General features: G+C 71.4%; 25 protein-coding genes and 1 riboswitch. Of the genes, 12 read left to right on the forward strand and 13 right to left on the reverse strand.

What is annotated here, in order from left to right; all coding sequences use genetic code 11:
- Window positions 1-54: 54 nt before the first annotated feature.
- A complete protein-coding gene (locus tag ACFYL4_RS22735; protein WP_387520735.1) occupies window positions 55-1,278 on the reverse strand; it encodes a sensor histidine kinase in 1,224 nt (407 codons plus the stop codon).
- A gap of 194 nt (window positions 1,279-1,472) precedes the next feature.
- Here ACFYL4_RS22735 and ACFYL4_RS22740 point away from each other — a divergent pair, with 194 nt between their 5' ends.
- Window positions 1,473-2,912: a DUF418 domain-containing protein gene (locus ACFYL4_RS22740; RefSeq protein ID WP_387520738.1), complete on the forward strand. Its 1,440-nt coding sequence runs from the start codon at window positions 1,473-1,475 to the stop codon at window positions 2,910-2,912.
- Window positions 2,913-2,953: 41 nt separating this feature from the next.
- On the opposite strand, the gene ACFYL4_RS22745 is transcribed toward ACFYL4_RS22740, so the two are convergent.
- A complete protein-coding gene (locus ACFYL4_RS22745; protein ID WP_357760098.1) occupies window positions 2,954-3,238 on the reverse strand; it encodes a MoaD/ThiS family protein in 285 nt (94 codons plus the stop codon).
- A gap of 1 nt (window position 3,239) precedes the next feature.
- Window positions 3,240-4,340, reverse strand: coding sequence for a sialidase family protein (locus tag ACFYL4_RS22750; RefSeq protein ID WP_357760095.1), 1,101 nt, complete (start codon window positions 4,338-4,340; stop codon window positions 3,240-3,242).
- 487 nt (window positions 4,341-4,827) lie between these two features.
- Here ACFYL4_RS22750 and ACFYL4_RS22755 point away from each other — a divergent pair, with 487 nt between their 5' ends.
- Window positions 4,828-5,427, forward strand: a complete 600-nt coding sequence (locus tag ACFYL4_RS22755) for a TetR family transcriptional regulator (protein WP_357760091.1) — start codon at window positions 4,828-4,830, stop codon at window positions 5,425-5,427.
- 120 nt (window positions 5,428-5,547) lie between these two features.
- On the opposite strand, the gene ACFYL4_RS22760 is transcribed toward ACFYL4_RS22755, so the two are convergent.
- Window positions 5,548-6,852 carry an MFS transporter gene (locus ACFYL4_RS22760; protein ID WP_387520742.1) on the reverse strand — a complete coding sequence of 435 codons (1,305 nt, stop codon included), beginning with the start codon at window positions 6,850-6,852 and terminating at the stop codon, window positions 5,548-5,550.
- A 165-nt stretch (window positions 6,853-7,017) separates the two neighbouring features.
- A riboswitch (cobalamin riboswitch) is annotated at window positions 7,018-7,138 on the forward strand.
- A gap of 27 nt (window positions 7,139-7,165) precedes the next feature.
- On the opposite strand from ACFYL4_RS22760, the gene ACFYL4_RS22765 reads away from it, so the two are divergent.
- From ACFYL4_RS22765 to ACFYL4_RS22785, 5 genes are all read left to right on the forward strand, one after another.
- Window positions 7,166-8,665, forward strand: a complete 1,500-nt coding sequence (locus tag ACFYL4_RS22765; RefSeq protein ID WP_387520796.1) for a CoA-acylating methylmalonate-semialdehyde dehydrogenase — start codon at window positions 7,166-7,168, stop codon at window positions 8,663-8,665.
- Window positions 8,662-9,804 carry an acyl-CoA dehydrogenase family protein gene (locus ACFYL4_RS22770; RefSeq protein WP_387520744.1) on the forward strand — a complete coding sequence of 381 codons (1,143 nt, stop codon included), beginning with the start codon at window positions 8,662-8,664 and terminating at the stop codon, window positions 9,802-9,804. Before ACFYL4_RS22765 ends, ACFYL4_RS22770 begins: the two co-directional genes overlap by 4 nt.
- Entirely contained in the window at window positions 9,804-10,925 is a 1,122-nt protein-coding gene (locus tag ACFYL4_RS22775; protein ID WP_387520747.1) for an enoyl-CoA hydratase/isomerase family protein, read from the forward strand. The genes ACFYL4_RS22770 and ACFYL4_RS22775 overlap by 1 nt, the downstream gene beginning before the upstream one ends.
- On the forward strand, window positions 10,922-11,875 hold the full coding sequence (gene mmsB, locus ACFYL4_RS22780) for a 3-hydroxyisobutyrate dehydrogenase (RefSeq protein WP_387520750.1): 954 nt from the start codon (window positions 10,922-10,924) through the stop codon (window positions 11,873-11,875). The genes ACFYL4_RS22775 and mmsB overlap by 4 nt, the downstream gene beginning before the upstream one ends.
- A 183-nt stretch (window positions 11,876-12,058) precedes the next feature.
- A complete protein-coding gene (locus ACFYL4_RS22785) occupies window positions 12,059-12,481 on the forward strand; it encodes a hypothetical protein (protein WP_387520752.1) in 423 nt (140 codons plus the stop codon).
- A gap of 161 nt (window positions 12,482-12,642) precedes the next feature.
- Here the strand turns inward: ACFYL4_RS22785 and ACFYL4_RS22790 are convergent, their stop codons facing one another.
- Both ACFYL4_RS22790 and ACFYL4_RS22795 read right to left on the reverse strand, forming a co-directional pair.
- Window positions 12,643-13,818 carry a beta-1,3-glucanase family protein gene (locus ACFYL4_RS22790; RefSeq protein WP_387520755.1) on the reverse strand — a complete coding sequence of 392 codons (1,176 nt, stop codon included), beginning with the start codon at window positions 13,816-13,818 and terminating at the stop codon, window positions 12,643-12,645.
- 138 nt (window positions 13,819-13,956) lie between these two features.
- Window positions 13,957-14,991, reverse strand: a complete 1,035-nt coding sequence (locus tag ACFYL4_RS22795) for a methyltransferase (RefSeq protein ID WP_387520757.1) — start codon at window positions 14,989-14,991, stop codon at window positions 13,957-13,959.
- A gap of 258 nt (window positions 14,992-15,249) precedes the next feature.
- Here ACFYL4_RS22795 and ACFYL4_RS22800 point away from each other — a divergent pair, with 258 nt between their 5' ends.
- On the forward strand, window positions 15,250-15,678 hold the full coding sequence (locus ACFYL4_RS22800) for a hypothetical protein (protein WP_387520760.1): 429 nt from the start codon (window positions 15,250-15,252) through the stop codon (window positions 15,676-15,678).
- Window positions 15,679-15,723: 45 nt separating this feature from the next.
- Here ACFYL4_RS22800 and ACFYL4_RS22805 read toward each other — a convergent pair whose 3' ends face one another.
- The 7 genes from ACFYL4_RS22805 to ACFYL4_RS22835 all read right to left on the reverse strand — a co-directional run bounded on the left by ACFYL4_RS22805 (window position 15,724) and on the right by ACFYL4_RS22835 (window position 20,238).
- Window positions 15,724-16,206 carry a hypothetical protein gene (locus ACFYL4_RS22805; RefSeq protein ID WP_387520762.1) on the reverse strand — a complete coding sequence of 161 codons (483 nt, stop codon included), beginning with the start codon at window positions 16,204-16,206 and terminating at the stop codon, window positions 15,724-15,726.
- Entirely contained in the window at window positions 16,203-16,358 is a 156-nt protein-coding gene (locus tag ACFYL4_RS22810; RefSeq protein ID WP_387520764.1) for a hypothetical protein, read from the reverse strand. Before ACFYL4_RS22810 ends, ACFYL4_RS22805 begins: the two co-directional genes overlap by 4 nt.
- A gap of 73 nt (window positions 16,359-16,431) precedes the next feature.
- Window positions 16,432-16,770 (reverse strand): hypothetical protein, encoded by a 339-nt coding sequence (locus ACFYL4_RS22815; RefSeq protein WP_387520767.1) that lies wholly within the window; start codon window positions 16,768-16,770, stop codon window positions 16,432-16,434.
- Between the two features lie 137 nt (window positions 16,771-16,907).
- Window positions 16,908-17,450, reverse strand: coding sequence for an ATP-binding protein (locus ACFYL4_RS22820; RefSeq protein WP_387520769.1), 543 nt, complete (start codon window positions 17,448-17,450; stop codon window positions 16,908-16,910).
- A gap of 145 nt (window positions 17,451-17,595) precedes the next feature.
- The gene (locus tag ACFYL4_RS22825) at window positions 17,596-18,735 is read right to left on the reverse strand and encodes a protein-L-isoaspartate O-methyltransferase (RefSeq protein WP_387520772.1); all 1,140 of its coding nucleotides are present in this window, start codon (window positions 18,733-18,735) and stop codon (window positions 17,596-17,598) included.
- Window positions 18,736-19,102: 367 nt separating this feature from the next.
- Complete coding sequence (locus ACFYL4_RS22830) at window positions 19,103-19,621, reverse strand: hypothetical protein (RefSeq protein ID WP_387520774.1); 519 nt, start codon at window positions 19,619-19,621, stop codon at window positions 19,103-19,105.
- Window positions 19,621-20,238, reverse strand: coding sequence for an ATP-binding protein (locus ACFYL4_RS22835; RefSeq protein WP_387520776.1), 618 nt, complete (start codon window positions 20,236-20,238; stop codon window positions 19,621-19,623). The genes ACFYL4_RS22830 and ACFYL4_RS22835 overlap by 1 nt, the downstream gene beginning before the upstream one ends.
- Before the next feature lie 401 nt (window positions 20,239-20,639).
- Here ACFYL4_RS22835 and ACFYL4_RS22840 point away from each other — a divergent pair, with 401 nt between their 5' ends.
- From ACFYL4_RS22840 to ACFYL4_RS22855, 4 genes are all read left to right on the forward strand, one after another.
- Complete coding sequence (locus ACFYL4_RS22840) at window positions 20,640-21,536, forward strand: helix-turn-helix domain-containing protein (RefSeq protein WP_387520779.1); 897 nt, start codon at window positions 20,640-20,642, stop codon at window positions 21,534-21,536.
- A gap of 26 nt (window positions 21,537-21,562) precedes the next feature.
- Entirely contained in the window at window positions 21,563-21,742 is a 180-nt protein-coding gene (locus tag ACFYL4_RS22845) for a DUF397 domain-containing protein (protein WP_387520799.1), read from the forward strand.
- Window positions 21,743-21,965: 223 nt separating this feature from the next.
- Window positions 21,966-22,157 carry a DUF397 domain-containing protein gene (locus tag ACFYL4_RS22850; protein WP_387520782.1) on the forward strand — a complete coding sequence of 64 codons (192 nt, stop codon included), beginning with the start codon at window positions 21,966-21,968 and terminating at the stop codon, window positions 22,155-22,157.
- A gap of 198 nt (window positions 22,158-22,355) precedes the next feature.
- Window positions 22,356-22,559, forward strand: a complete 204-nt coding sequence (locus ACFYL4_RS22855) for a DUF397 domain-containing protein (RefSeq protein WP_387520785.1) — start codon at window positions 22,356-22,358, stop codon at window positions 22,557-22,559.
- Window positions 22,560-22,623 lie beyond the last annotated feature (64 nt).

The raw sequence follows: 22,623 nt of genomic DNA on the forward strand, positions 1-22,623 counted from the left end.
TCGGCGGCGCCTCCGCCGACCCCGTCGTTCCCGCGGCTCCCGCCGTCCCCGTCGTCACCCCTGGCCGTCCCCTCCGCGTCGGGCGGGGATGGTTCCCCGCACGGTCCAACCCTGCCCCACGCCGACCGGTCCGGCGTCCAGGTCGCCGCCGAGCAGCCGGGCGCGCTCGGTCATGCCCACCAGACCGTGCCCGCCGCCCACCGGGAGCCCGGCGCCCCGGCCGTCGTCGTGGACGCGCAGATCCACCTGGCCCCCGTCGACGGTGACCACCACGCTCACCCGGGTGGCACCCCGGGCGTACCGCAGCGCGTTGGTCACTGACTCCTGGGCGATGCGCAGCACGGCGGTGCCCACCTCCGGGGGCAGGTCGGCGACCGGCCCGGAGACGTGGACCGCCACCTCCGGTCTGCCGGGACCGGCGGGCGCGGCGAGCGCCGTCAGGCCCTCGGCGGGACCGGGGGCCAACGGGGCGTCGCCCGGTTCCCGGAGCCGGGCGACCATGCCCCGCATGGACTCCAGGGCGCGGGTCCCGGCCGCCTCGATCTCCGGCAGGGCCTCCCGCACCGCCGCCGGGTTGCGTTCGGCGACGTGCCGTAGCGCCTGCGCTTGCACCACGATCCCGGTGACCTCGTGGGCCACCACGTCGTGCAGGTCGCGGGCGATGGCCAGCCGTTCCGCCGCGCGGACCAGGTCCACCTGCGCGGCGCGCTCGGCCCGGTGCCAGCGCAGGTACAGGCCGGGGGCCAGGGCGACGACCACCGGCATCAGCGCGGCGGACACGTCCGGGGTGAAGGACTCGCGCAGGTAGTCCGAGTAGGCGGCGCCGAAGGTCAGGGATGCGGCCAGGACGACCTGCCAGGCGCGGCACCGCAGCGCGACCAGGGCCAGGAGCACCATGATCCCGGCCGCCTCGGCCATGGTGATCGGGTAGCCGAACATGCCCTTGGGCAGGGGCCAGAGCAGCGCCGACACCGCAGTGACGGCCACCGGTGCCAGCACTCCGGCGGTCAGCGTGAGACGCGGACCGGCCGAGGGCCGGGCGGCCAGGGCGACGAGCAGCACGCAGATCGCCCCCGAGACGCACCCGGCGAGGTCCATCGCGGACGTCGGCGGCCCCATCCAGTCCGAGTACGTGGGGATACGCAGCGCCATGCGCAGGTCGGCCACCCACAGGGCGAACACGCCCGCTGTGAGCGCGAGGGCCACCAGCCGGGGGTAGGCCCGCGCCCTCCTGTCGGCGGTGGCGAAGGGCCTGGTCAGAGCCGAGAACTGGAGCATGACGACCAGGCTAGGGCGCGGTCCCGCCCCCGCGCATCGGCCGATGGTACGACGCGCGGGGCTCCCACGGGCGCCGAACGGACGGCGGGTGGTCCGAATGGCTGATCCGGGGCCGCGCGGGTTCGGCTCTTCGGTCGATGTGCGGCGGTGGGGCCGGGCGCCACGCTGGTCACGTACCGATGAGGGAGGGTCCCGTGACCACAGCACCGACCGAGGCCGCAGAACCGGCCACCGCACCGCAGCCGGGGGGTGCGCCCGTCGGCGGCGCCGCGCGCCGGGTGCCGTTCCTGGACGTCGCCCGCGCGATCGCCATGATCGGCGTGGTGGCGATGAACGTGACCGTCGTCGTCTTCGCCGCCGAGCGCGCCGGGGAGATCGAGCAGAGCACACTCACCTCGGTCGTCGACGGAACGCTGGGCCTGTTGATGTCCGGCAAGGCCCGGGCGCTGCTCATGGTGCTGCTGGGCGTCGGCGCCGTCCTGGCCTGGCGGTCCGCCGCGCGGAGCGGCGGACGCCCGATGGCGGTCATGGCGCGCCGCTACGTGTCCCTGGGGCTGCTGTTCGGGGTGCCGCACCTGCTGGTGTTCTCCGGTGACATCCTCGTCCACTACTCGATCGCCGCGCTGTTGCTCGCCCCGCTGATGCCGTTCCTGCTGGCCGGGTCCGGGAACCGGCCGCTGTGGTTCGCGGCGGCCCTGTTCGTGACGGCGCCGTTCGTCGAGTTCGGTCTGGGCTCGGTGCTTCCCGGCGGCCCGGACGTGCTGGTCACCCTCGTGCCGCAGACCCTCGGGTTCTTCTGCGCGGGCGTGTGGTTGGCGCGCAGACCGGAACTGGACCCCGAGTTCGCGGGCGAGCCCTCGCGGTTCCCGTTGCGCCTGGTGTGGGCGGGTCTGGTGGGTCAGGTCCTGGGACTGTTGTTCATGGTCGGCGCGGACCTGTTCTTCCCCATGGAGTTCGACGCGGACGGCGTCCCGGTGATGAACGCGGACGGCATGCCGGTGATCCACCCCGGTTCCGACGTGCTGACCTCCTTCGGGGGCGGCCTGACCGGGCTGGGCGGAGGGCTGTTCTTCCTGGGGTTGGTGTGGTGGCTGGTCGGGCGCGGCCGGACCGCGGCCCGCGCCCTGGGCGCCCTGGCTCCGCTGGGCCGGATGACGCTCACCGTCTACCTCGGCAGCACCGCCGTGTTCCTGCTGACCATGAAGCCGTTCGAGGGCGAGGTCACGGTCCTGGCCCAGTACGGGGTGGCCGCGGTCTACTTCGTGGCGATGGCCCTGTTCGCCCGCTGGTGGCTGGGGCGCTTCCGGATGGGACCGCTGGAGTGGGTGTGGCGTCTGCTCACCTACCTGCGCCCGGTGCCGATGCGCCGGGTCCCGGGGGAGGCCGTCGCACCCGTGGTCGCGGACCACGGTTCGGGGGCCGGTGCGGACGCCGCCCGCTCGCGGGGCGCGCACGACGGTTCCTGGGCCGTGCCCCCGGGGCTGGTCGGGTCCTCGCGGCCCGGTGCGGCGGTGCCGCAGGCGGCTCCGACCGATCCGGCGGGCACGGACCGTGCCTCTGCGCCTCCCGCCTCGGGCGACGCTGGTATGGACGCCCGGCGCGACCGGTACGAGGGTCGCACCGCCGCCGACTGACACGCGGACGGGCCCGGGACACGGGCCCCGGGCCCGTCCGTTCAGCCCCCGGCGACCGAGGGCAGCAGCCGTACGTCCGAACCGTTCGGGACGGTGGCGTCCAGTCCGCCCACGGAGCGGCACTCGTCCTGGTCCACGAACACGTTCACGTACCTGCGCAGCCCGCCCTGCTCGTCCCTGATCCGACGGTCCAGGCCGGGGTGGCGCTCGGCCAGCGCGTCCAGCACCCCGCGCAGCCGGGTCCCGTCCTCGACCTCCAGCGGCACGTGGGTGGCGCCCCCGGCGTCGGCCCGCAGCACGCTGGTCAGGTGCACGGTCACCCGCATCTCACACCTCCGTCGCCCGTACACACAGGACGTCGGGCAGGTGGGCGGCGACCAGGTGCCAGCGGTCGTCGTCGTCCGTGGTCGCGTAGACGTCCCCGGAGCGGGTCCCGAAGTAGAAGCCGGGGACCTCGGCGCCGTCCGTGCAGGCGGCGTCGCGCAGGGTGATGCCGAAGTACGGCTCCTCCGGGAGGCCCTCGGTGATCGCCTGCCACGAACCCCCGCCGTCGTCCGTGCGGTAGGCGCTGAGCCGGTAGTCCGGCGGGAGGTGGACCTCCTGGCTCACCACCGGGAAGTTGAGCGCGGTGTCGGGGTGGTGCGGGTGGGCGACCACCGCGAAGCCGAAGTTGGTCGGCAGGCCCTTCTCGATCGACGTCCACCCGTCGGACGGGTTGGCGCTGCGGTAGACCCCGTGGTGGTTCTGCGCGTAGAAGGAGCCGTCGGGTGCGGCGGCGACCTTGTGCACGCACTGGCCGTACTCGGGCTCCTCGTCGGGCAGGAACCCGGCGGAGATGCCCCTGTTGGTCGGGTGCCAGCTGGCCCCGTCGTCCTCGCTCTGGTAGACACCACCCGTGGACATGGCCACGGTGATCGCCTCGGGTGTCTCGCGTCCGACGCCGAGCCTGCCGGGCAGGACGGTGTGGATGGCGGCGCCACCGGCACCGGGCATCCAGTTCGCCCGGTGCGGGTGGTCCCAGAGTGCCCGGACCAGTTCGAAGCTGTCGCCTCCGTCGGAGGAGCGGAACAGGGCGTGCGGCTCCACTCCGGCGAACACGGTGTCGGGGTCGGCGCCGAAGGCGAACTGCCAGGCGCGGGTCAGCGACCCGTCCGTGTCCTCCGGGAAGGCGATCGGCGGGCTCGGCGGTTCGGTCCAGGTGGCGCCGAGGTCGTCGCTGTGCCAGACGCTCGGCCCGAAGTGCCAGCTCTCCGTTCCGGCGAGCAGGCGTTGGGTGTGCGGGTTGATCCCGACCGTGTAGACGGGGCTCATACCGGCGTCGTTGGCCTCGTCGAGCCGGTGCGGTCCGGTCACCTCCCATGCGCGCCGATCCTCGCTCCGGGCCGTGAACAGGCCCTTGCGCGTGCCGATGACCAGGAGATATGCCATGACGAACTCCAAGATGTGAGTCAGGTCTCCACTCTGGCACAGGGGTACGGACGACGCCGGGAACACGTGGACGGCGCCGGGAGGAGTGTCGGGTGGGGGTCAAGCCGGGGTCACGGGAGGGTTCCGGTCACTGCTGCCAGTGAATAGTTAGGAACCCGAACGATTTACCGTGGGTGGCGAATTGGCGCCCACGGGAAATGGGGCGCCTGTCGGAGGGATAACTTCCGTGAGGAGGGAACTCTTTCCGGGCAGGGGTTCTGCGGCGAGTGGAAGGCGGTTGTCGGTACCAGATCACTTTGCAATAAACTCCCGGGCCAGCCGGTGTTCGCTCCGGGGCTCCCCCCGGCCCGGTACGCCGGTCACATCCGGTCATCCAGCCCGGAAGTCATCCCGCTCCTTCGGTCTCTCGGTCCGTTTCGGGACCACCGTCCCAATGGCCGGTCCCGCGTACCATTGAGAACCGAGTTCCCACTCGATAGGGTCGCCCATGCACCACCCCCCGGACACACTCCACGCCCGCAAACGCCGTAAGGCGAGGGCCACGATCGTGTCAGCAGCCTTCCAACTCTTCGCCGAGCACGGATTCGACAACGTCACGGTCGCGGCCATCGCGGAGCGTGCCGAGGTCGGCCGCACCACCTTCTTCCGGTACTTCGGTGACAAGCAGCAGGTGCTGTTCGCCGACGACAGCGCCGAGGTGGACCGCATGTGCGCCCACGTGCGCGAACGCGCGGACCGGAAGCCGGGAACCGACCTCGGGGCGGCGCTCGCCCTACTCCGCGAGGCAGCGGCGGCGTGTCCCCGCACCGCGCTGACGCCCGCGCACTCGACGGTCCTGGTGCGGCTCCTCAGAGAGAGCGTCGACCTCAGATCCCGCTACCTGCTCACCCGGCAGCAGCGGGCCCTCCGTCTAGCGGGGGCCCTCACGGAGGCGGGCACGGCGGAGAGCGTCGCCGTTCTGGCCGCCCACACCGCGATGGCCTGCGACCTCACCGCCATGCGGCTCGCTGAGAGCCCCGAGGCCTACCCCGTCCGCGTGGACGAGGCCCACGGGATGCTCCGTACCCTCGGTTCGCCGGGGGACTGATCGGCTCGGGGCGCGACCCTCCTGCCCCGATCCGACGGACCCGGCGCGGTCGATCCCGCCACCGGTCCCCGGCCCGCACACCCCGACCAGTGCGGGCCGCCCGGGGGCCGGTGGCGGGGCTCAGAGGTCGTGTTCCCGCACCAGACCGACGAGCCTTCGGCCGAACACCGCCACCACGGCCAGACTGATGACGCCCACCAGCAGGTAGGGGACACGGAGCGCGTCGGTCTGGCCGAGCGCGAGCGCCAAGGCCGCCACCAGGACACCGCCCGCCGCCATGCCCACGGCGCTCATGCCCCAGCTGACCGTGCGCATGGCGGCGTTCACCCGCCCGAGCAGGTGGTCCGGGGTGATGCGCTGGCGGATCGAGGTCATCGCGACCGCGTAGCCCAGCACCAGCCCTCCGCTGAGGAAGTACACCCCGGCCACCACCGGTGTGAGGGGGAAGGCGGCCACCAGCAGGTACAGCAAGCCGCTCCCGGCCAGGCACAGGGTCGGCAGCGTCCCGTGCGGCAGCGCGGAGCGCAGCCAGGAGACCAGTTGGCCGCCGACGATCCCGCCGATCGCGGCGAAGGCCATGAACAGGCCGAACCCGGCCGAACCCAGCCCCAGCGTGTCGCGGACGAACAGCACCTGGGTGGACAGCATGGTCGCGTAGGCGGTGTTGACGAACACCGCGATGACGGCCACGGCCCGCAGCAGGGGTTGACTCCACACGGCGCGCACGCCCTCGGCCACGTCCGCCCACACCCCGGCCAGGCCGCGCCGTTCGCGGGGGGCGGGGACGTCGGCGGCGCTCGGAGCGGTCGGCGCCACGGGGGCCGTCGGAGCGGTCGCGCGGACGCGCAGGAGCGCCACCACCGACACCAGCAGCGCGGCGATGTTGAACAGGAACGGGACGAACAGCCCCAGGGCCAGCACGAACCCGCCCAGCGGCCTTCCGGCGAACTCCTGCGCCACGATCGCCCCGGAGCGCACGTGCCCGTTGGCGCGTTCCAGCCGTTCCGGGGGGACCAGCGACGTCACCGTGGTCTCGGCGGCGGTGTCGTAACAGACCTCCAGGGCGCCGAAGCAGAACGCGAACGCCGCGAGCAGGGGGATCGACGCCCAGCCGGAGAACACCACCAGGGCCAGCAGCGCCCACAGCAGGAGTCGCAGGGTGTTGGCGGAGACCATCAGCGTGAGCCGGGGGACCCGGTCCACGAGCACTCCGGCGGGCAGGGCGAGGAGGAGCCAGGGCAGTCGGCCCGCCGTGGCCACGGCGGCGACCAGGGCCGCGTGGTCCGGGGCCAGGGAGGAGGCCAGCCACGGCACGGCGATCATCGCCACGCCGTCGCTGAGGTTCGAGGCCAGGGCCGCGGACCAAAACGCCCAGAACCGTCCGCCGAGCGGCGCCGTCGACGCCCGGGTCGTGGAGTCGGACACGGGGGGACCACCGACCTTTCGCACACCGGTGTCTCGGGCGGTTCCCGCAGGGGGCACCGGCACACGCCTCCACGCTAACCCCGCCCCTTCGGGCGCGCTTCGGCGGCGTCCGGGGACGGAACGTGACGGGATCGGGGGTTCGGGGGTCTGGATTTAGTAGGACGTCCAACTATATGGTGAGGGGGCCGTGGAGCGGGGAAGCTGGTGCGAATCCAGCACGGTCCCGCCACTGTGACCGGGTCGAACACCCGGAAGTCAGGCCACCGCTCGCGGCCGGAGATCCGTGTGGTCCACGAGGATGGAGCGAACACGCATGGTCAGCGAGCTGACGCATTTCGTGCATGGCAGGAACGTCCCCGGGCGGAGCGGCCGCTTCGGCGACGTGTACGACCCCAGCACCGGCCGGGTCCGGGCCCGGGTCCCCCTGGCCGACCGCGAGGAGACCGAGGCGGTCGTCGCCGACGCCGAGGCGGCCCAGGTCGAATGGGGTTCCTGGAGCCCCCAGCGCAGGGCCAGGGTCCTGCTCCGGTTCCTCCAGCTGGTCGAACCCGAACGCGAGTCGATCGCCCGGGCGCTGTCCGCCGAACACGGCAAGACCGTCGCCGACGCGCACGGCGACCTCCAGCGCGGCCTGGAGGTGGTGGAGTTCGCGGCGGGCATCCCGCACCTGATCAAGGGCGAGTTCACCGACAACGCCGGCACCGGCATCGACGTGCACTCCCTGCGCCAGCCCCTCGGGGTGGTCGCGGGCATCACCCCGTTCAACTTCCCCGCGATGATCCCGCTGTGGAAGGCCGCACCTGCCCTGGCCTGCGGCAACGCGTTCATCCTCAAACCCTCCGAGCGCGACCCCTCGGTCCCGCTCCGCCTGGCCGAGCTGTTCCTGGAGGCCGGGCTGCCCCCGGGCGTGCTCAACGTCGTCAACGGCGGCAAGGAGGCGGTCGACACCCTGCTCACCGACCCCCGGGTGGCCGCCGTCGGCTTCGTGGGCTCCACCCCGATCGCCGAGTACGTCTACTCCACGGCCACCGCGCACGGCAAGCGCGCCCAGTGCTTCGGCGGGGCCAAGAACCACATGGTCGTCATGCCCGACGCCGACCTGGACCAGGTCGCCGACGCCCTGATCGGGGCCGGGTACGGGTCCGCCGGGGAACGCTGCATGGCCATCTCCGTGGCGGTGCCGGTCGGCGAGGAGACCGCCGACGCCCTCGTCGCCAAGCTCACCGAGCGCATCTGCGGGCTGACCGTGGGGGCCGCCGACGACCCCGACGCCGACTTCGGGCCGCTGGTGTCCCGCGACGCCCTCGACCGCGTGGACGCCTACGTCGGTCTGGGCGTGGACGAGGGCGCCGAGCTGGTGGTCGACGGCCGCGGCCTGAAGGTCGCCGGTCACGAGGAGGGCTTCTTCACCGGCGCCTCCCTGTTCGACCGCGTCACCACCGACATGCGGATCTACAAGGAGGAGATCTTCGGCCCGGTGCTGTGCGTGGTGCGCGCCGCCGACTACGAGGAGGCCCTGCGCCTGCCCAGCGAGCACGAGTACGGCAACGGCGTCTCCGTGTTCACCCGCGACGGCGACACCGCCCGCGACTTCTCCCAGCGCGTCGACACCGGCATGGTCGGCGTGAACGTGCCCATCCCGGTGCCGGTCGCCTACCACACGTTCGGCGGCTGGAAGAGGTCCGGCTTCGGCGACCTCAACCAGCACGGCCCCGACTCCGTGCGCTTCTACACCCGCACCAAGACCGTCACCTCGCGCTGGCCCTCCGGGGTCAAGGAGGGCGCCGAGTTCACCATCCCGGTCGTGCGGTGACCTCCGCGACCACCGCCGAACAGCGCGCGCTCGCCGAGACCGCGCGCGCGTTCGCGGACCAGCACCTCGCACCGTTCGCCGTCGACTGGGACCAGACCAAGCACTTCCCCGTCGACGTGCTCCGCAGGGCCGCCGAACTCGGCATGGGCGGCCTCTACGTCTCCGAGGACGCTGGGGGGACCGGCCTGACCAGGCTCGACGGCGTCCTGGTCTTCGAGGCCCTGGCCACCGGCTGCCCGTCCCTGGCCGGGTACCTGTCCATCCACAACATGGTCGCCTGGATGGTCGACCGGTACGGCGACCCCGCCCAGCGATCCCGCTGGCTGCCGGGGCTGTGCTCCATGGAGACCCTGGGCAGCTACTGCCTCACCGAACCCGAGGCCGGGTCCGACGCCGCCGCGCTCAGCACCCGCGCGGTCCGGGACGGCGACCACTACGTCCTCACCGGCGCCAAGCAGTTCATCTCCGGGGCGGGCGCCTCGGAGGTGTACGTGGTCATGGCGCGCACTGGCGGCGACGGGGCCGCCGGGATCTCCGCGTTCGTCGTGCTCCGCGACGACCCGGGGGTGTCCTTCGGCGCCAACGAGGCCAAGATGGGCTGGAACGCGCAACCCACCCGCCAGGTCCTCATGGACGGGGTCCGGCTGAGCGCCGACCGCCTGCTCGGCGCGGAGGGGGACGGCTTCCGTATCGCGATGAACGGGCTCAACGGCGGCCGCCTCGGCATCGCCGCGTGCTCGCTCGGCGGCGCGCGGGCCGCGCTGGAGGGCAGCACCACCTACCTGGGCGGCCGCGAGGCCTTCGGTGCCCCGCTGATCGACGCCCAGGCGCTCCGGTTCCGGCTCGCGGAGATGGCCACCGACCTGGAGGCGGCCCGTTCCCTGCTGTGGCGCGCCGCGACCGCCCTGGACGAGGGCGACCCCGAGGCCGCGCACCTGTGCGCCATGGCCAAGCGGTTCGCAACCGAGGCCGGGTACACCGTCGCGGACCAGGCGCTCCAGCTGCACGGCGGGTACGGCTACCTGACCGAGTACGGCATTGAGAAGATCGTGCGCGACCTGCGGGTGCACCGAATCCTGGAAGGAACCAACGAGATCATGAGCCTCATCATCGCTCGACGACTCACCGGGGCCGCCTGATGACCGGCGACGACAACCCCACGGCCGCGAGCCCGGACGACGCGACGGTGCTGCTGAGGGTGGAGGGCGCGCTCGCCCGCGCCACCCTCAACCGGCCGCGCGCCATCAACGCCCTCGACCACGGGATGGTGCGCGTGCTCGCGGACGCCCTGACCGACTGGGAGAAGGACGAGGCCGTCGCGGCCGTGCTCCTCGACGGCGCCGGGGAGCGCGGCCTGTGCGCGGGCGGCGACATCCGGGCGATCCGGGCCAGCGCGGTGGACGGCGACCGGCGGGCCGCCGACTTCTGGCGGGACGAGTACCGCCTCAACGCCAGGATCGCCCGCTACCCCAAGCCCTACGTCGCCCTCATGGACGGCGTGGTCATGGGCGGCGGTGTGGGGGTCTCCGCGCACGGCCGGGTCCGTGTGGTCACCGAACGCTCCAAGGTGGGCATGCCGGAGACCACCATCGGGTTCGTGCCCGACGTGGGCGGCACCTACCTGTTGTCGCGGGCGCCCGGCGAGACCGGCACCCACCTGGGGCTCACCGGGACGCCGATCGGCGCGGGGGACGCGGTGTACACCGGGATGGCCGACCACTACGTGCCCTCCGAGCGCCTGCCCGACCTGGTCGCCGCGCTCACCCGGGCCCGCACGGAGGCCGAGGTCATCGAGGCCGTGGGCGGCTTCGCAGAGATCGCCCCCGCCGCCCCGCTGGAGGCGCGGCGGGGCTGGATCGACGCCTGCTACTCGGCTGACACCGCGGAGGAGATCGTGGCGCGGCTGCGCGACCACGGCGACCCGGAGGCCGCGAAGGCGGCCGACACCATCGCGGCCAAGTCGCCGACCTCGGTGAAGACCACCCTGGCGGCGTTGCGCCGCGCGCGCGGCCTGGACACCCTGGAGGAGGTCCTGGAGCAGGAGTACCGGGTCTCCTCGGCCACGCTGGGCTGGCCCGACCTGGTCGAGGGCATCCGCGCCCAGGTGATCGACAAGGACCGGCGGCCCCGGTGGGCTCCGGCGACGCTGGCCGGGGTCTCGGACGCCGACGTCGCACGCGCCTTCGATCCCGCCCCGGACGGTCCGGTCGGTCTCGCCGCGCCGGTCGCCGCGTGCGAGGGCCCGGGGGGTGCGCGATGAGCGCGGTCGCCTTCGTCGGGCTGGGCAACATGGGTGGCCCGATGGCCGCCAACCTGGTCGCCGCGGGGCACGCCGTCACCGGGTACGACCTGGTGCCCGAGGCCCTGGAGCGGGCGGCCGGAGCGGGCGTGCGGGTGGCCGGGTCCGCCGCCGAGACGGTGGCCGGGGCCGACGTCGTCGTCACCATGCTGCCGAGCGGCCGCCACCTGCTCGACGCCTACCGGGGCGCCCCGGGGGTTGAGGGGTCCGGGGAGGGCGGTCTGCTGGCCGTGGCCCGCCCCGGCACGCTGTTCCTGGACTGTTCCACGGTGGACGTGGCCGACGCCCGCGCCGCCAACGCCGCCGCCGTCGAGGCGGGCCACCGGGCGATGGACGCCCCGGTGTCCGGTGGCGTGGCCGGGGCTGAGGGCGGAACGCTCACCTTCATGGTCGGCGCGGAGGAGGCCGACCTGGCCACGGCGGGGCCGCTGCTGGAGGTGATGGGCGGCCGGGTCGTGCACTGCGGGGGCCCGGGCGGCGGCCAGGCGGCGAAGATCTGCAACAACATGGTGCTGGGCGCGTCGATGCTCGCGGTGAGCGAGGCGTTCGTGCTGGGGGAGCGGCTGGGCCTGACCCACCAGGCCCTGTACGACGTGATGTCCACGGCCTCGGGGCAGTGCTGGTCGCTCACGTCGTACTGTCCGGTCCCGGGCCCGGTGCCCGCCAGCCCGGCCAACCACGACTACCGTCCCGGTTTCGCGGCCGCGCTGATGGCCAAGGACCTGGGCCTGGCGGCCAGCGCGCTGGACCAGACCGGCGTGGAGGCGCTCGTCGGCGGCCGCGCGGCGCAGGTCTACCGCGCGTTCGCCGAGAGCCTGGACGGGGTGCCCCGGGACTTCTCCGCGATCGTGGAGTCGGTGCGCGAGCGCTCGCGGCCCCCGGAGGTGTCCGCGGAGCCCGACACCGGCTGAGCCCGGTGCGAGGACGCCGCGCGGCCCGGGGACCCGAGGGGGTGCCCGGGCCGCGCGCCGTCCGGAGTCCGGTGGGGGCGCCTCCGTGGCGGCGGAACCGGGGACGTCGTGGCGGCGTCTCACCGGGCGACAGGCCTCGGGGCGAGCGGCCCCGGGGCGTCCCCCAGCGGTACGGAGTCCCCCATGAACCCGAAACCCGGCACCCTCACGGCCATCCAGGTCATCCTCTTCGTCCAGGCCGGACTGGCCGCCCTCGGCCTGTTGTTGGCCTTCATCGGGATGGGCGCGATGACCGAGTCCGAGCTCCGGAGCGTGGCCGGTGTCGGCACCGGCACCATGCTGTTCATCATGCTCATCGGTGTCGCGACGACCGGCTTCAACGTCTACGTGGCCGCCACGATGGGTCAGGGCGGGTACCGCACCCGGACGCTGGTGCGGGTGGTGGTGGGCATCGGCGGGGTGTCCGTGTTGGTCAACATCGTGACCGGCGGATCGTTCCTGATCGCCCTCGTACTGCTCGTCGTCATCGTCGTCCTCAACGAGGGCGCGGCCGCCAGCCAGTGGTACGAGGAGACCGAGCACCCCCAGCGCCACCAGGGCCGCTGACCGTCACCGGCCCCCGGCACGCCGGGGCCGGGCCGGTCGGTTCGTGAACCCGTGTGGGGGCGCGCCCCGGGCGTACCGACCCCGTGTGGCCGGTGCGCCCGGGGCGCGTGTACGTGGCGGCGTTCGCGCGGCGCGCCGGAACGGCCCGCCGGAACGGCCCGCTAGAACGGTGTCAGGGTGATCTCCAGCCCCGAGGGCCCGTGGTCCTGGATGTAGGAGGCGAAGTCCTCGACGTCGTCGAAGGCGAACCCGTACGCCTTGCCGTCCTCGGTGTGGTCGTGGAAGGTCCCGGCGTACCGGTTGGCGATGTCGGCCAGGTAGAACCCGTTCGGGTCGTTCGTGGGCTGGGCGGCGTGGTCCAGCAGGGTGGCGCGGTTGAGCGCGGCACCCACGATGGCCGCGACCGGGCCGGTGATCCCGTCGTTGGGCGCGGCCAGGGCGCCGTCGCAGAAGAACACGTCGCGGGTGCTGGGCCGGGGGATGGGCGACACCCCGCCGTCGAACAGCAGCTCGTCGCCCTGGACCCGGCCGGTGAAGGTCCCGGCGTTGGTGGTGACGGTCAGGTCGGTGCCCGCGTAGTGCGACCACACCTGGTCGACGTAGGGGTCGTAGTAGTCGGTGGGGAAGATCCCGGAGTCGAGCCCGTGGCCGGGGGCGATGATCCGGTGGCCGTCGAAGACCAGCGGGGAGAAGTCGGGGTCGGCGGCGAGGGTCTCGAAGATGGCGTCGCGCCCGCCGGGCAGGAGGAAGCCGGTGCTCTGGTCCTCGTTTCCGGTGAGCCGGATGCCGATGGGCACGCTGAACTGGTCCACCATCGAGGTGTTGCAGAACATGCCGTCCTCGTTGTGGGTGAACTCCACCGAGTCGTGCAGGACGTCGAAGCCGTGGTCGTCCTCGACCCAGCCCGCCGGGAGCTGGAGCGCGGGGTTGCCGTTGCCGTCCTCGACGATCCGGATGCCGAGTTTGCCGCCCATGGCGAAGTAGATGCGGCCGGACATGTACGGCAGGGTCAGGTCGGCGAGGGCGCCCAGGGGGATCGAGTAGTCGGTGTACCCGTCGTCGGTGTTGTCGTCCAGGCTGACGGGGTGCGGTGTGCCCTGGGCGTCGACCCGGCAGTGGACGTCGTCGACGAGGTCGGTGCCGACGACGTACACGAGGACCTCGTCGTCCGCGAAGCGGCCGCTGTTGTTGGTCACGCTCACCGGGAGCGCTCCCAGGTTGGCCGTGTTCGAGACGGGGGTGATGCTCTGGGGCCTGGTGGCGCAACCGGTCGCGCCGAGCAGGGGGGCTCCGGCGGCGAGCGAGACGCCGCCCAGGAAGAGCCTGCGGTCGATCATGGGTGAACTCCTCAGTAGCGGGTGTGAAGAGGTGCGCACCATGGAGCCAGCTCGGGGGTCGCCGCGTCAACGGGGTGAGCGGTGCGGATCGCGTGGCCCCCGCGTCACCCAAGGTGGCGGAGGCGTGTGTGGCGTAGATCACATGGGATGGCCCACGGTCAGCTCCACCAGGGCGACCCCCTTGTGCACGTGGCTCCCGGCGACGCACAGCCCCGCGCGCCCGGCCAGCGCCGCCAGGTCCTCGGGAGTGCGCTCCCGCCCCTGGAAGAACGCCAGCATCCGCAGGTCCAGTTCGCTCACCACGTCCTCGGCGGCGTGCTCGGCCACCAGCACCGTCCCCGCCGGACCGGCCGCCTCCGCGCACCGCCGCAGGATCGCCACGGCCGCGTCGTCGTCCCAGTCGTGCAGAATCCAGCCGAGCACGAAGGCGTCACCGGACACCGGCAGCGGATCGAAGAAGCTGCCCGCGACCGCGTCCGCGCGGTCGGCCAGCCCCGCCTCCCGGAAGTTCGCGCGTGCGGCCGCCGCCGGTCCGGGCAGGTCGACCACGGTCCCGCGCGGCCGGGAGAAGCGCTTCAGCAGGGTGACCAGCAGCGACCCGTTGCCGCCGCCCACGTCCACGACATGGTCCAGCGCCTGCCACTCGTACATCTGCGCGATGGTCTCGGAGTGGTTGACCATCCGGCCGCTCATCAGCTCGTCGAAGGAGCGGGAGAGTGCGGGGTCGGCGGACAGGTCCTCCCAGAAGCCCGCGCCGCCGAACCGCAGCGAGTAGGCGCTCCGGCCGGTGCGCAGCGCCTCGGCCAGCTCGGACAGGCACAGGTCGGCGCGGCCGTGCGCGCCGTCCCCGGCGAACCAGCCGAGCCGGGAGGCCGGGTGGTCGGTCCGCAGGGCCGCCCCGACGTCGGTAAGCGCGAACCGGTCCCCGTCCAGGGTGAACAGGCCCTCCCTGACCAGGTACCGCAGCACCCGCGCCAGGCCGTCCGGGTCCGCCCCGGCCGCCGCGCCCAGCTCCTCGGCGGTGCGCGGCCCGTCGGCCAGGTGGTCGGCGATCCGCAGCGTGGCCACCGCCCGGATCGCCATCGGGGTGACCGGGCTGGCCAGCGCCCACAGCCGCGCGGACGCCTCCCGCTCGGCCTCGGTGACACCGTGTTCGTCACGTTCTCCGCTCACCGCGCACGCTCCAGTCCTGGGGGCCGTGTCCTTCTCACGGACACTACCCAGCGCGGTGCCTCCCCAAGGGGGAAATGACCCGACACGCGGCGACACGGCCGGACAGGGGAGCGGGGGCTCTGCGCCGCCCTCCCGGCACGGGCGGGCCGGAGCCGCCCGCCCGCACCCGTGGCCGCAACCGGTCACCAACGGGCGGTGCCGCCGCCCCCTCCCACCAGGGTGGAGACCGTCCCCGATCCACCACCCCCGGAGGCTCAGATGACCCGGTACACACCCCCACCGCGCATGCCCGTGTCGCTCAGGATCGTGCAGGTCGTCTTCGTCCTCGACCTGCTCGTCGTCCTCCTCGGGCTCCTGTCGTTCCTGTTCCCCGACGAGCTGCTCGACGTCATCGAAACCGACAGGGGGGCGCTCGCGGCACCCGATCCGGACGTCATGGGCGGCTGGATCGCCTTCGGTCTGGTGGCGTCCGTGGCGATCTTCATGGGGCAGTTGTTCGTCGCCGCAGGGCTGAGCTTCGCGACGCGCGGGTGCCGGACCGTCCTGAGGCTCGTTCTCTGGGGGGCTCTCCTCAACCAGGTGGTGGGCTTCCTCCTGGGGGCGGGCATCGGGCTTGCCCTCCTGGTCAACGTCGCACTTCTTTTCCTCGCCGAGAGCGCGTCCGCGCGGGACTGGTTCGAGGAGTAGGCGGCGGGCTTCCCCGCCACCCGCTCGGCGCCTTCTCGATCCGGCCTACTCTCGGCGCGCGCCTTCCGGCCAGACGACGTCGACGGGCACTCCGCGCTCTCGTGCCGCTTCGACCGCGTCGCCGGTACCTCCCCTACCGTCCGCCGGTTGGCCGTCCCAGACGGCGACGAGACGGTCGATGCCGCCGAGAACCGTCTCGTTCGCGTCCTCGTAGGCCTCCCGCCCGGCGGTCCTGTGCGGCATGTAGCGGACCAGGGACGATCGCATCAGGAGGTCGTCGAACTGGTCGAGGTTGTGGGGCTTGACCTTCGCCTCGCGGTAGTCGACGGAGGGCAGGACGACTTCGAGCCTGCCCCCGGCTTCCAGCACGACCCCAGCGAAGATCTGGTCGGCACCTCGGGCCAGGCAGGACACTCCGACCAGGTCACCGTTCTCGTACGGGGCGAGTACCGCGGAAAGGGCCTCCCGTACCAGGGGCACGCTCTCGGCGGAGAGTTTCGAGTGACCGGTGATCCCGATCCGTGTCATGTGGTCTCCTTCGACGTCGTGTTCTCGGCCAGCACGGTGTTCGACAGCCTCTCGCGGACCTCGGCCACACCGGGCTCCCGGTGAAAGGCGGCGGCCTCCCGGTACCAGTCGTACAGGCGTCGGCGCACTCGTCCCGACCCCAGAACGACCAAGGGGCTACTCCCTCCCCGCGCAGGAGGGGTGGTGCGGGGCCCGGTGTGTGCCGGGCCCCGGTTCGTTGTTCGGTTAGATCGGGATGCCGATGTCGGGGGCCAGGCTCGCTCCGAGGGCTTCCAGGGTGGTCTGTCCGAGGAGGAGGACGGTTCCGAGGGCGGTGGCGGGCCACCCCCACCAGCGGCGGGGCGCCCGGTGACGGCCCCGGGTGCGGACCGGTTCCGGCAGCTCGGCTCGGGCGTCGGCGGCGGCCTGTCGGGCTTCGCGGGCCTTCTGTTCGCGGTGTTGGCGGGCGACCTTGACCCAGTGCGGCACCGGTCCGTGTTGGAGCATGTAGGCCACTCGGGGGTTGCCGTGCATCTGGCGGAGCAGTCGTTCCTGTCGGGCCTGGTGGGTTTCCTCCCAGGGCATCTCCGAGCGGGGTGCCTCCGCTTGGGGTGTCTTCGGCAGAACCGGGAGGGCCCGGAGCGGACGCCCGGCCGGTCGGGTGAAGCGCTGGCCTCGGGGTGCGGTCAGGACCGACCGCACCTGGGCGCTGACGTGCGCCGTCATCGGTTGCCGCCAGTGGTGGCCGGGGTGAGGAGGGTGAACTCGGCCCAGATGACCGTGCCCAGTCCTTCACAGAAGGGGAAGTCGAGCACCGGCCGGAACCCCCACCGGGACGCGAGGTGGCCGACCATCAGCAGGCCTCGGCCGCGTTCGGCCTCCTCCCAGTCCTGACGGGTGCGCCTGCGCGGAACCCTCGGGAGCCGGTCGGCGGTGGTGTCGGTCCGGGTGCCGTCGTCGATGATCGACACCCTCACCAGCCCCGGGACCGGTGCTTCCAGGGTGCGGACCACCCTGCCATCGGGGTCCTGTCCCGAGCGGGAGTGCTCGCAGGCGTTGGCGAACATCTCGCTGACGCACAACACCATCTCCTCCCGCACCTCGCCCGGGAGGGTGAGCAGGCGGGTGAGGTCGGTGTCCAGGTCCGCTCGGACCTGACTCGTCTGGGAGAGCTGTCCGGGGTAGACCCGGCACTCCCACCGGGACTCAGCCGGGGGAGGGTTGTTCGTGTGGTTCAGGGCAGGGGTGTGCGGCACAATGGCCATGTCGGCAATCTCTTTCTCTTCAACGGGGTTGTGTTGTCGGCCTGCTCTGGGGGTGTTGACGCACCCGCCAGAGCTTTTTCGTGTGATCCGGTCACGTGGTCGTCGTCGCTGTGCCCCATCACCCGTCGGGGTGGCGGGGCTGGTCTCACTCCTCGGGCATGGTCCACAGGGCGTGCTGGGGCTCGTGCACCCACACGGTGTGGCGCCCGTCCTCGTCGACCGTCAGCCCGAACTGGTCGACGGGTGGAGCACCCTGTGCTCGCCACCAGGTGAGAGCCGTCTCGAACTCGTCCACCAGACGCCGCCCGCCGCCCTGCTCGACACGGCCGTCCGGGTGCAGCTGCGCCCACCCGGGTTCGGCGGAGGTCGAGGTCAGCCACAGGTACGGTTCGCTGGCACCGGGTTCCATGCGCATGCCGCACGCCCAGCCGGGCACCAGCAGGGACAGGAGGAGACCGGACTCGCCGTCGAGGAGGTCGCGGGGGTCTCCCTCGGCGCGGACGGTGTGGTCGGGGATCGCCCCCACGTCCGGGGCGCGGCCCCTGTGCCAGCGCTGGCCGCGCGCCCACATGAACCCCAGCGAACCTTCGAAACGTCCCTCCGCCTTGCCATGGCGCTTCTCCAGGACGGCGAGCGCACCGCCCGGAGTCCCGGGGGAGGGTGACCACGGGGTGATCAGGAGCCCGCTCGGTCGGAGCTGGGTGAGCCACCCGGGCGGGATGTGCGCCACCTGGCAGGTGGCGATGATCCGGTGGAAGACCTCAGGTGTGTCGGTGGTGATCGTCTCCGCGTCGTGGCAGAAGATCTCCGGTGCGTATCCGGCCCTGTGCAGGGTGGAGCGGGCCTTGTCAGCGATGACCTGGTCGATCTCCATCGTGGACACCCGCTCGCCTCCGACCAGTTCGCACAGCAGGGCGGCGTTGAATCCGGTGCCGGTGCCGACCTCCATGACCGAGTGGGCGGGGGCGAGGTCGGCCGCGGTGAGCATGCGTGCCATCACGGTCGGAGCCGACGACGATGAGGAGGCGATTCCCATGCCGCCCTCCAGGCCGTCGTCTCGCTGGGTGGTGAGCGGCTGGTCCCAGTACGCGGCCCGCATCCAGGCGCCGGGGTCGGTGGTGCGGTCGTAGCGGACACGGTCGGGTCCCCACATGATGTCGGGGAGGAACCGGTGTCGGGGGACCGTCGCGAACAGGGTTCGGATGTGGTCGGGGGTGCCGTCCGGGAGCTGGCCGGCCAGGGCCTGAGCGAGAGGGGCGTGTTCCATGGTGGTGTTGTTCCCCATCAGACCTTCCCCGTGCCCTTGCAGCCGGAGCAGGGAATCCAGCGGCCCCCCGTGTTCTTGCCCGGCGTCTGACCGTCGGAGTCCATCCAGCGGCCGCCCTGCCCATGGCACATGGAACAATCGGCGGCCGTTGGCGAGCTGGGCGGGATCACGCTCGGACGGGACGGTGTGGTTGTGGTTGTGGTTGGGCGGAGGGGGGTCATCGTCGACATGGTGTGCTCGCTTTCGTTGTTGCGTCGTCGTGCCGGGGCGCTGGTCCTGCTCTGCGATGCGGTGTCCAGCCCCTTGTGGAAGGGGAGGTCCAGCACTGGCTTGGTGATGCTGGCTCACCCGCCAGAGCCTTTTTCATGACAGCCTTCGTCAGGCTTCAGGCTGCGGTTGGGGGTTCCGGGTCGTCCTGGTGGTCGGCGCGGTGGCGGTGAGCCAGCAGGCGGAAGAGTTCGGTGCGGGTGGGGGCGGTGATCCTCTCGAAGGGGTCGCCCTGGCCCGCCCAGCCAAGGGGGCGTCGGCCCACGAACACCTCGTTCGGGGGCGTGCCTTCCACGGTCGTCACCCAGTGGGTGTGCAGCAGTTCGGACAGCTCGCGTTCGAGAACAGGAAGCGTCTGGGCGGGGGTGGTCTGCCTCGGCACCGATCCCGGCACTGGCCTGTTTCCAGGGACCCGGGTGGGGGCGGGGTAGTCGTGCACCGCCTGGTCGATGAGCGCCATGGCCCGTTCGGCGTCGCCTTCGTCTCCGGCGATCCGCAGCGCCTCCAGCACCAGAGGCATGCGGTTGCGCAGGGTGTGGTTGTGCCACACGTCCACCTGCGCGGGAGTCAGGTGCCCCGGTGCGGTGAGGGCGTTTTCGGCGCTTTCGAGCAGGTCCCTGGTGTCGATGTCCAACATCAGCACTCCACCTCGTTCTTGCCGATGTTCTCGGCGTCGTCGGCGGTTTTGGTGTCTTCGGTGTCGATCTGCATCCATGGGTTGTCGGTGAGGTCGTAGGCCAGGAAGAACCACACCTGGCGGAACTTGGGGTCGCCGTTGTCGCCCCACCGGTCCGCGAGCGCGTCGATCAGCGCCAGACCTCGGCCGGTGGCGGTTCCGGCTTCGATGTCGGCGAAGGTCGCGGCGGTGGGGTGCGAAGGGGATGACGTTGATCTGCCGCGACCAGGGCAGCCGCCTGCCCCAGGAGAAGGGCACCTTCGATCCACAGTGAGCCTGTACGTACTGCCGCGTTCACTCGAGCGTGAGTGGACGATCGCGTTGTTCGCCAACTCCGACCCGAGGAGGGTGAACAGGAACTGGTACTCCTCACACCGCTCCGCCGCGCTGGTGTCCAAGAACGCGCGGACCAGCGGCATCAGCCCGGGGAGTCCGGCGAAGGAGTACTGCCGTTTGCGGTAGGGGGGTCCCACGGTGCGGGAGAAGTAGTGCGAGTGGAACGGCTTGATGAAACTCGCCACCGGAGCCACCACCTCACGGCGGGCCAGTTCGGGCGAGAACGGCGGAGCGGGCCTCACGGGACCACCACCAAACGCCGCAACCCAGCCAGGACGGCCCGCAGGACCTCCACCGGCACCGCGTCGATCGGCCTGCGGGGAGAAGGGACCACAGGGACCCAAGAGCCGGACGGGTGGCGGCGGGGGTTCGCGGCAAAAGCTCGCACACGGGCCGCCTGCCTAGGGCGACGGCGACGTATCGCCTCGGACGCGAGGTAGCGGGTACACGCCAGCTCGCAGAGTTTCAGGTAACGGGGCGCCATCAGCGCACACCTCCGGTAGGGACCAAGTCAGGTGGATAACCCGATGAAGCATCGAGTGAAGCCATGGTCACCCATCAGCTTGAAATATGCAATGCTCAGATCGAAACTGACTACTGAATCAGAGTCGATCTGCCAGGTCTGATGTGAGAGGTGAGTCAAATGTCTGATTCTCAGCCGCCAGTCATAGGATTCATAAGCAACGACGCGAGGGGAGACGACACTGTGGCGAGCAGTCCGACCGTGCGCCGCCGAAGGTTGGCCCGGAAGCTCCGAGAGCTACGGGAGGCTGCCAAGCTGACCTCGGACGCGGCCACGAAGCAGGCTGGTTTCTCTCGGGGCAAGCTGACCCGCATGGAGCGGAATGAGTGGGTTCTCCCTGCCCCTGGCGACATCGAGAAGCTCCTGGATGTCTACAAGGTCACCGATCCTGTAGAGCGCGGCGCGTACATCACGCTCGCCGAGCAGTCTCGACTGAAGGGGTGGTGGGTCGGGTACCAAGATGTCCTCGGCAAGGGTGCCTACGTCGGCTTGGAGATGGAGGCCAACTCCATCCGGACCGTTGAGACTCTGTTGATCCCTGGCTTGCTTCAGACCGAGGCCTATGCCCGAGCAGTGATTCGAGGCCATGGCATCACGGACGAGGACGCGGTTTCCCGTAGCGTTGAAGCTCGCATGATCAGGAAGCAAATCCTGGCTCGGCCAGATGCTCCGAAGTTGTGGGCCGTGATCGACGAATCTGCTCTGCGCAAGGTCACCCCGGACCTCGCGGACCAGCTCCAGTACCTCATCGACGTCCAGAAGCCGACACTGCGCATTCAGGTGCTCCCCAACAAGATCGGACCACACGCAGTCATGCCTGGTGGCTTCACCATTTTGGACTTTCCCGAGGACCCGAGCTGTGTATACCTGGAGAGCAGCGGTCTGAACACTCTGTTCCTCGAAGAAGATGAGGACATCAGGCAGCACGAGCTGATGTACGACTACGCCCAGGCCTCCGCTCTCTCGGTGGACGACTCGATAGCGTTCATCAAAGAAGTGCTGGAGTCCGTGACCTGACCCGAGAAGGAGTACCTGTGCTCGACATGTCCCACGAACTCACGTTCGCAAAGAGCAGCTACAGCAGCGGTCGACAGGAGAACTGCGTGGAGGTCGCTGGCACCCCGGCGGGTGCCGCCGTCCGCGACACTCAGAACCGTGAGCTCGGCCACCTGGTCTACCCGTCCTCTGAGTGGGCAGCCCTGCTCAACACGACTCGCATCTAACGTAGACACGAAGAACCCCCGGCCCAGGCGCCGGGGGTTCTTTGCCATGCCCGCTTAATGCATGTCCCGCAAGCACCGCTTCCTACGCTCCAGGCCGGTAGCCAACTTGCTGGCCGCAGCCGTACAAGGATCAGGACGTTCTTCACTGAGCGTGGGGAGTAGAAGTGGGCAGGACAATGCATGAAGCAGTCCGTGTCCCCCACCCCCAGCGGAGGTCCCACTCATGCGCTCCCACACCACCGAACTCGCCTTCCGCAAGTCCAGCTACAGCAGCGCGCGTGGACAGGACTGCGTAGAGGTCGCGGATACCCCTGGCATGTCTGCCGTGCGTGACACTCAGAACCGCGCGGCCGGGCACCTGTTGTTCCCCGGGTCGGAGTGGGCCGCGCTAGTCAAGGCCGCGACCTGCAAATAGCGCGACAGAGGAGGCCCCCAGTCGATGACTGGGGGCCTCCGTGTTTACCTGCAAGCATCCCGTGAGGCATGTACCTGACTGTCCTGAGAGCGGGAAGCAGGCTCGACTGTCCGCAGCAGACAGCAGTGCGGGGCCAAGTTCCGGGCAGGACTGTGTAGGAAGCAGTCCGTGTCCCCACCCCCAGCGGAGGCCCCACTCATGCACCCCCACACCACCGAACTCACCTTCCGCAAGAGCAGCTACAGCGCCAACGCCTCCGACTGCGTTGAGGTCGCTGACCTCCCCGGTGAGCACCTCGTTCGCGACACCCAGAACCGCGACGCCGGGCACCTTGAGTTCCCAACCGCAGAGTGGACCGCGCTCCTAAGAGCTCATCTCAAAAGCCCTGCGAGATGCTCCTGAGCCTGGCATGATCACGTCCTGTGAGCGATGTGTTGCCCGATGGGCTCTGGGAGATCGTCCAGCC

The organism is Nocardiopsis sp. NPDC006938 (assembly GCF_042869555.1).
GTDB lineage: Bacteria > Actinomycetota > Actinomycetes > Streptosporangiales > Streptosporangiaceae > Nocardiopsis.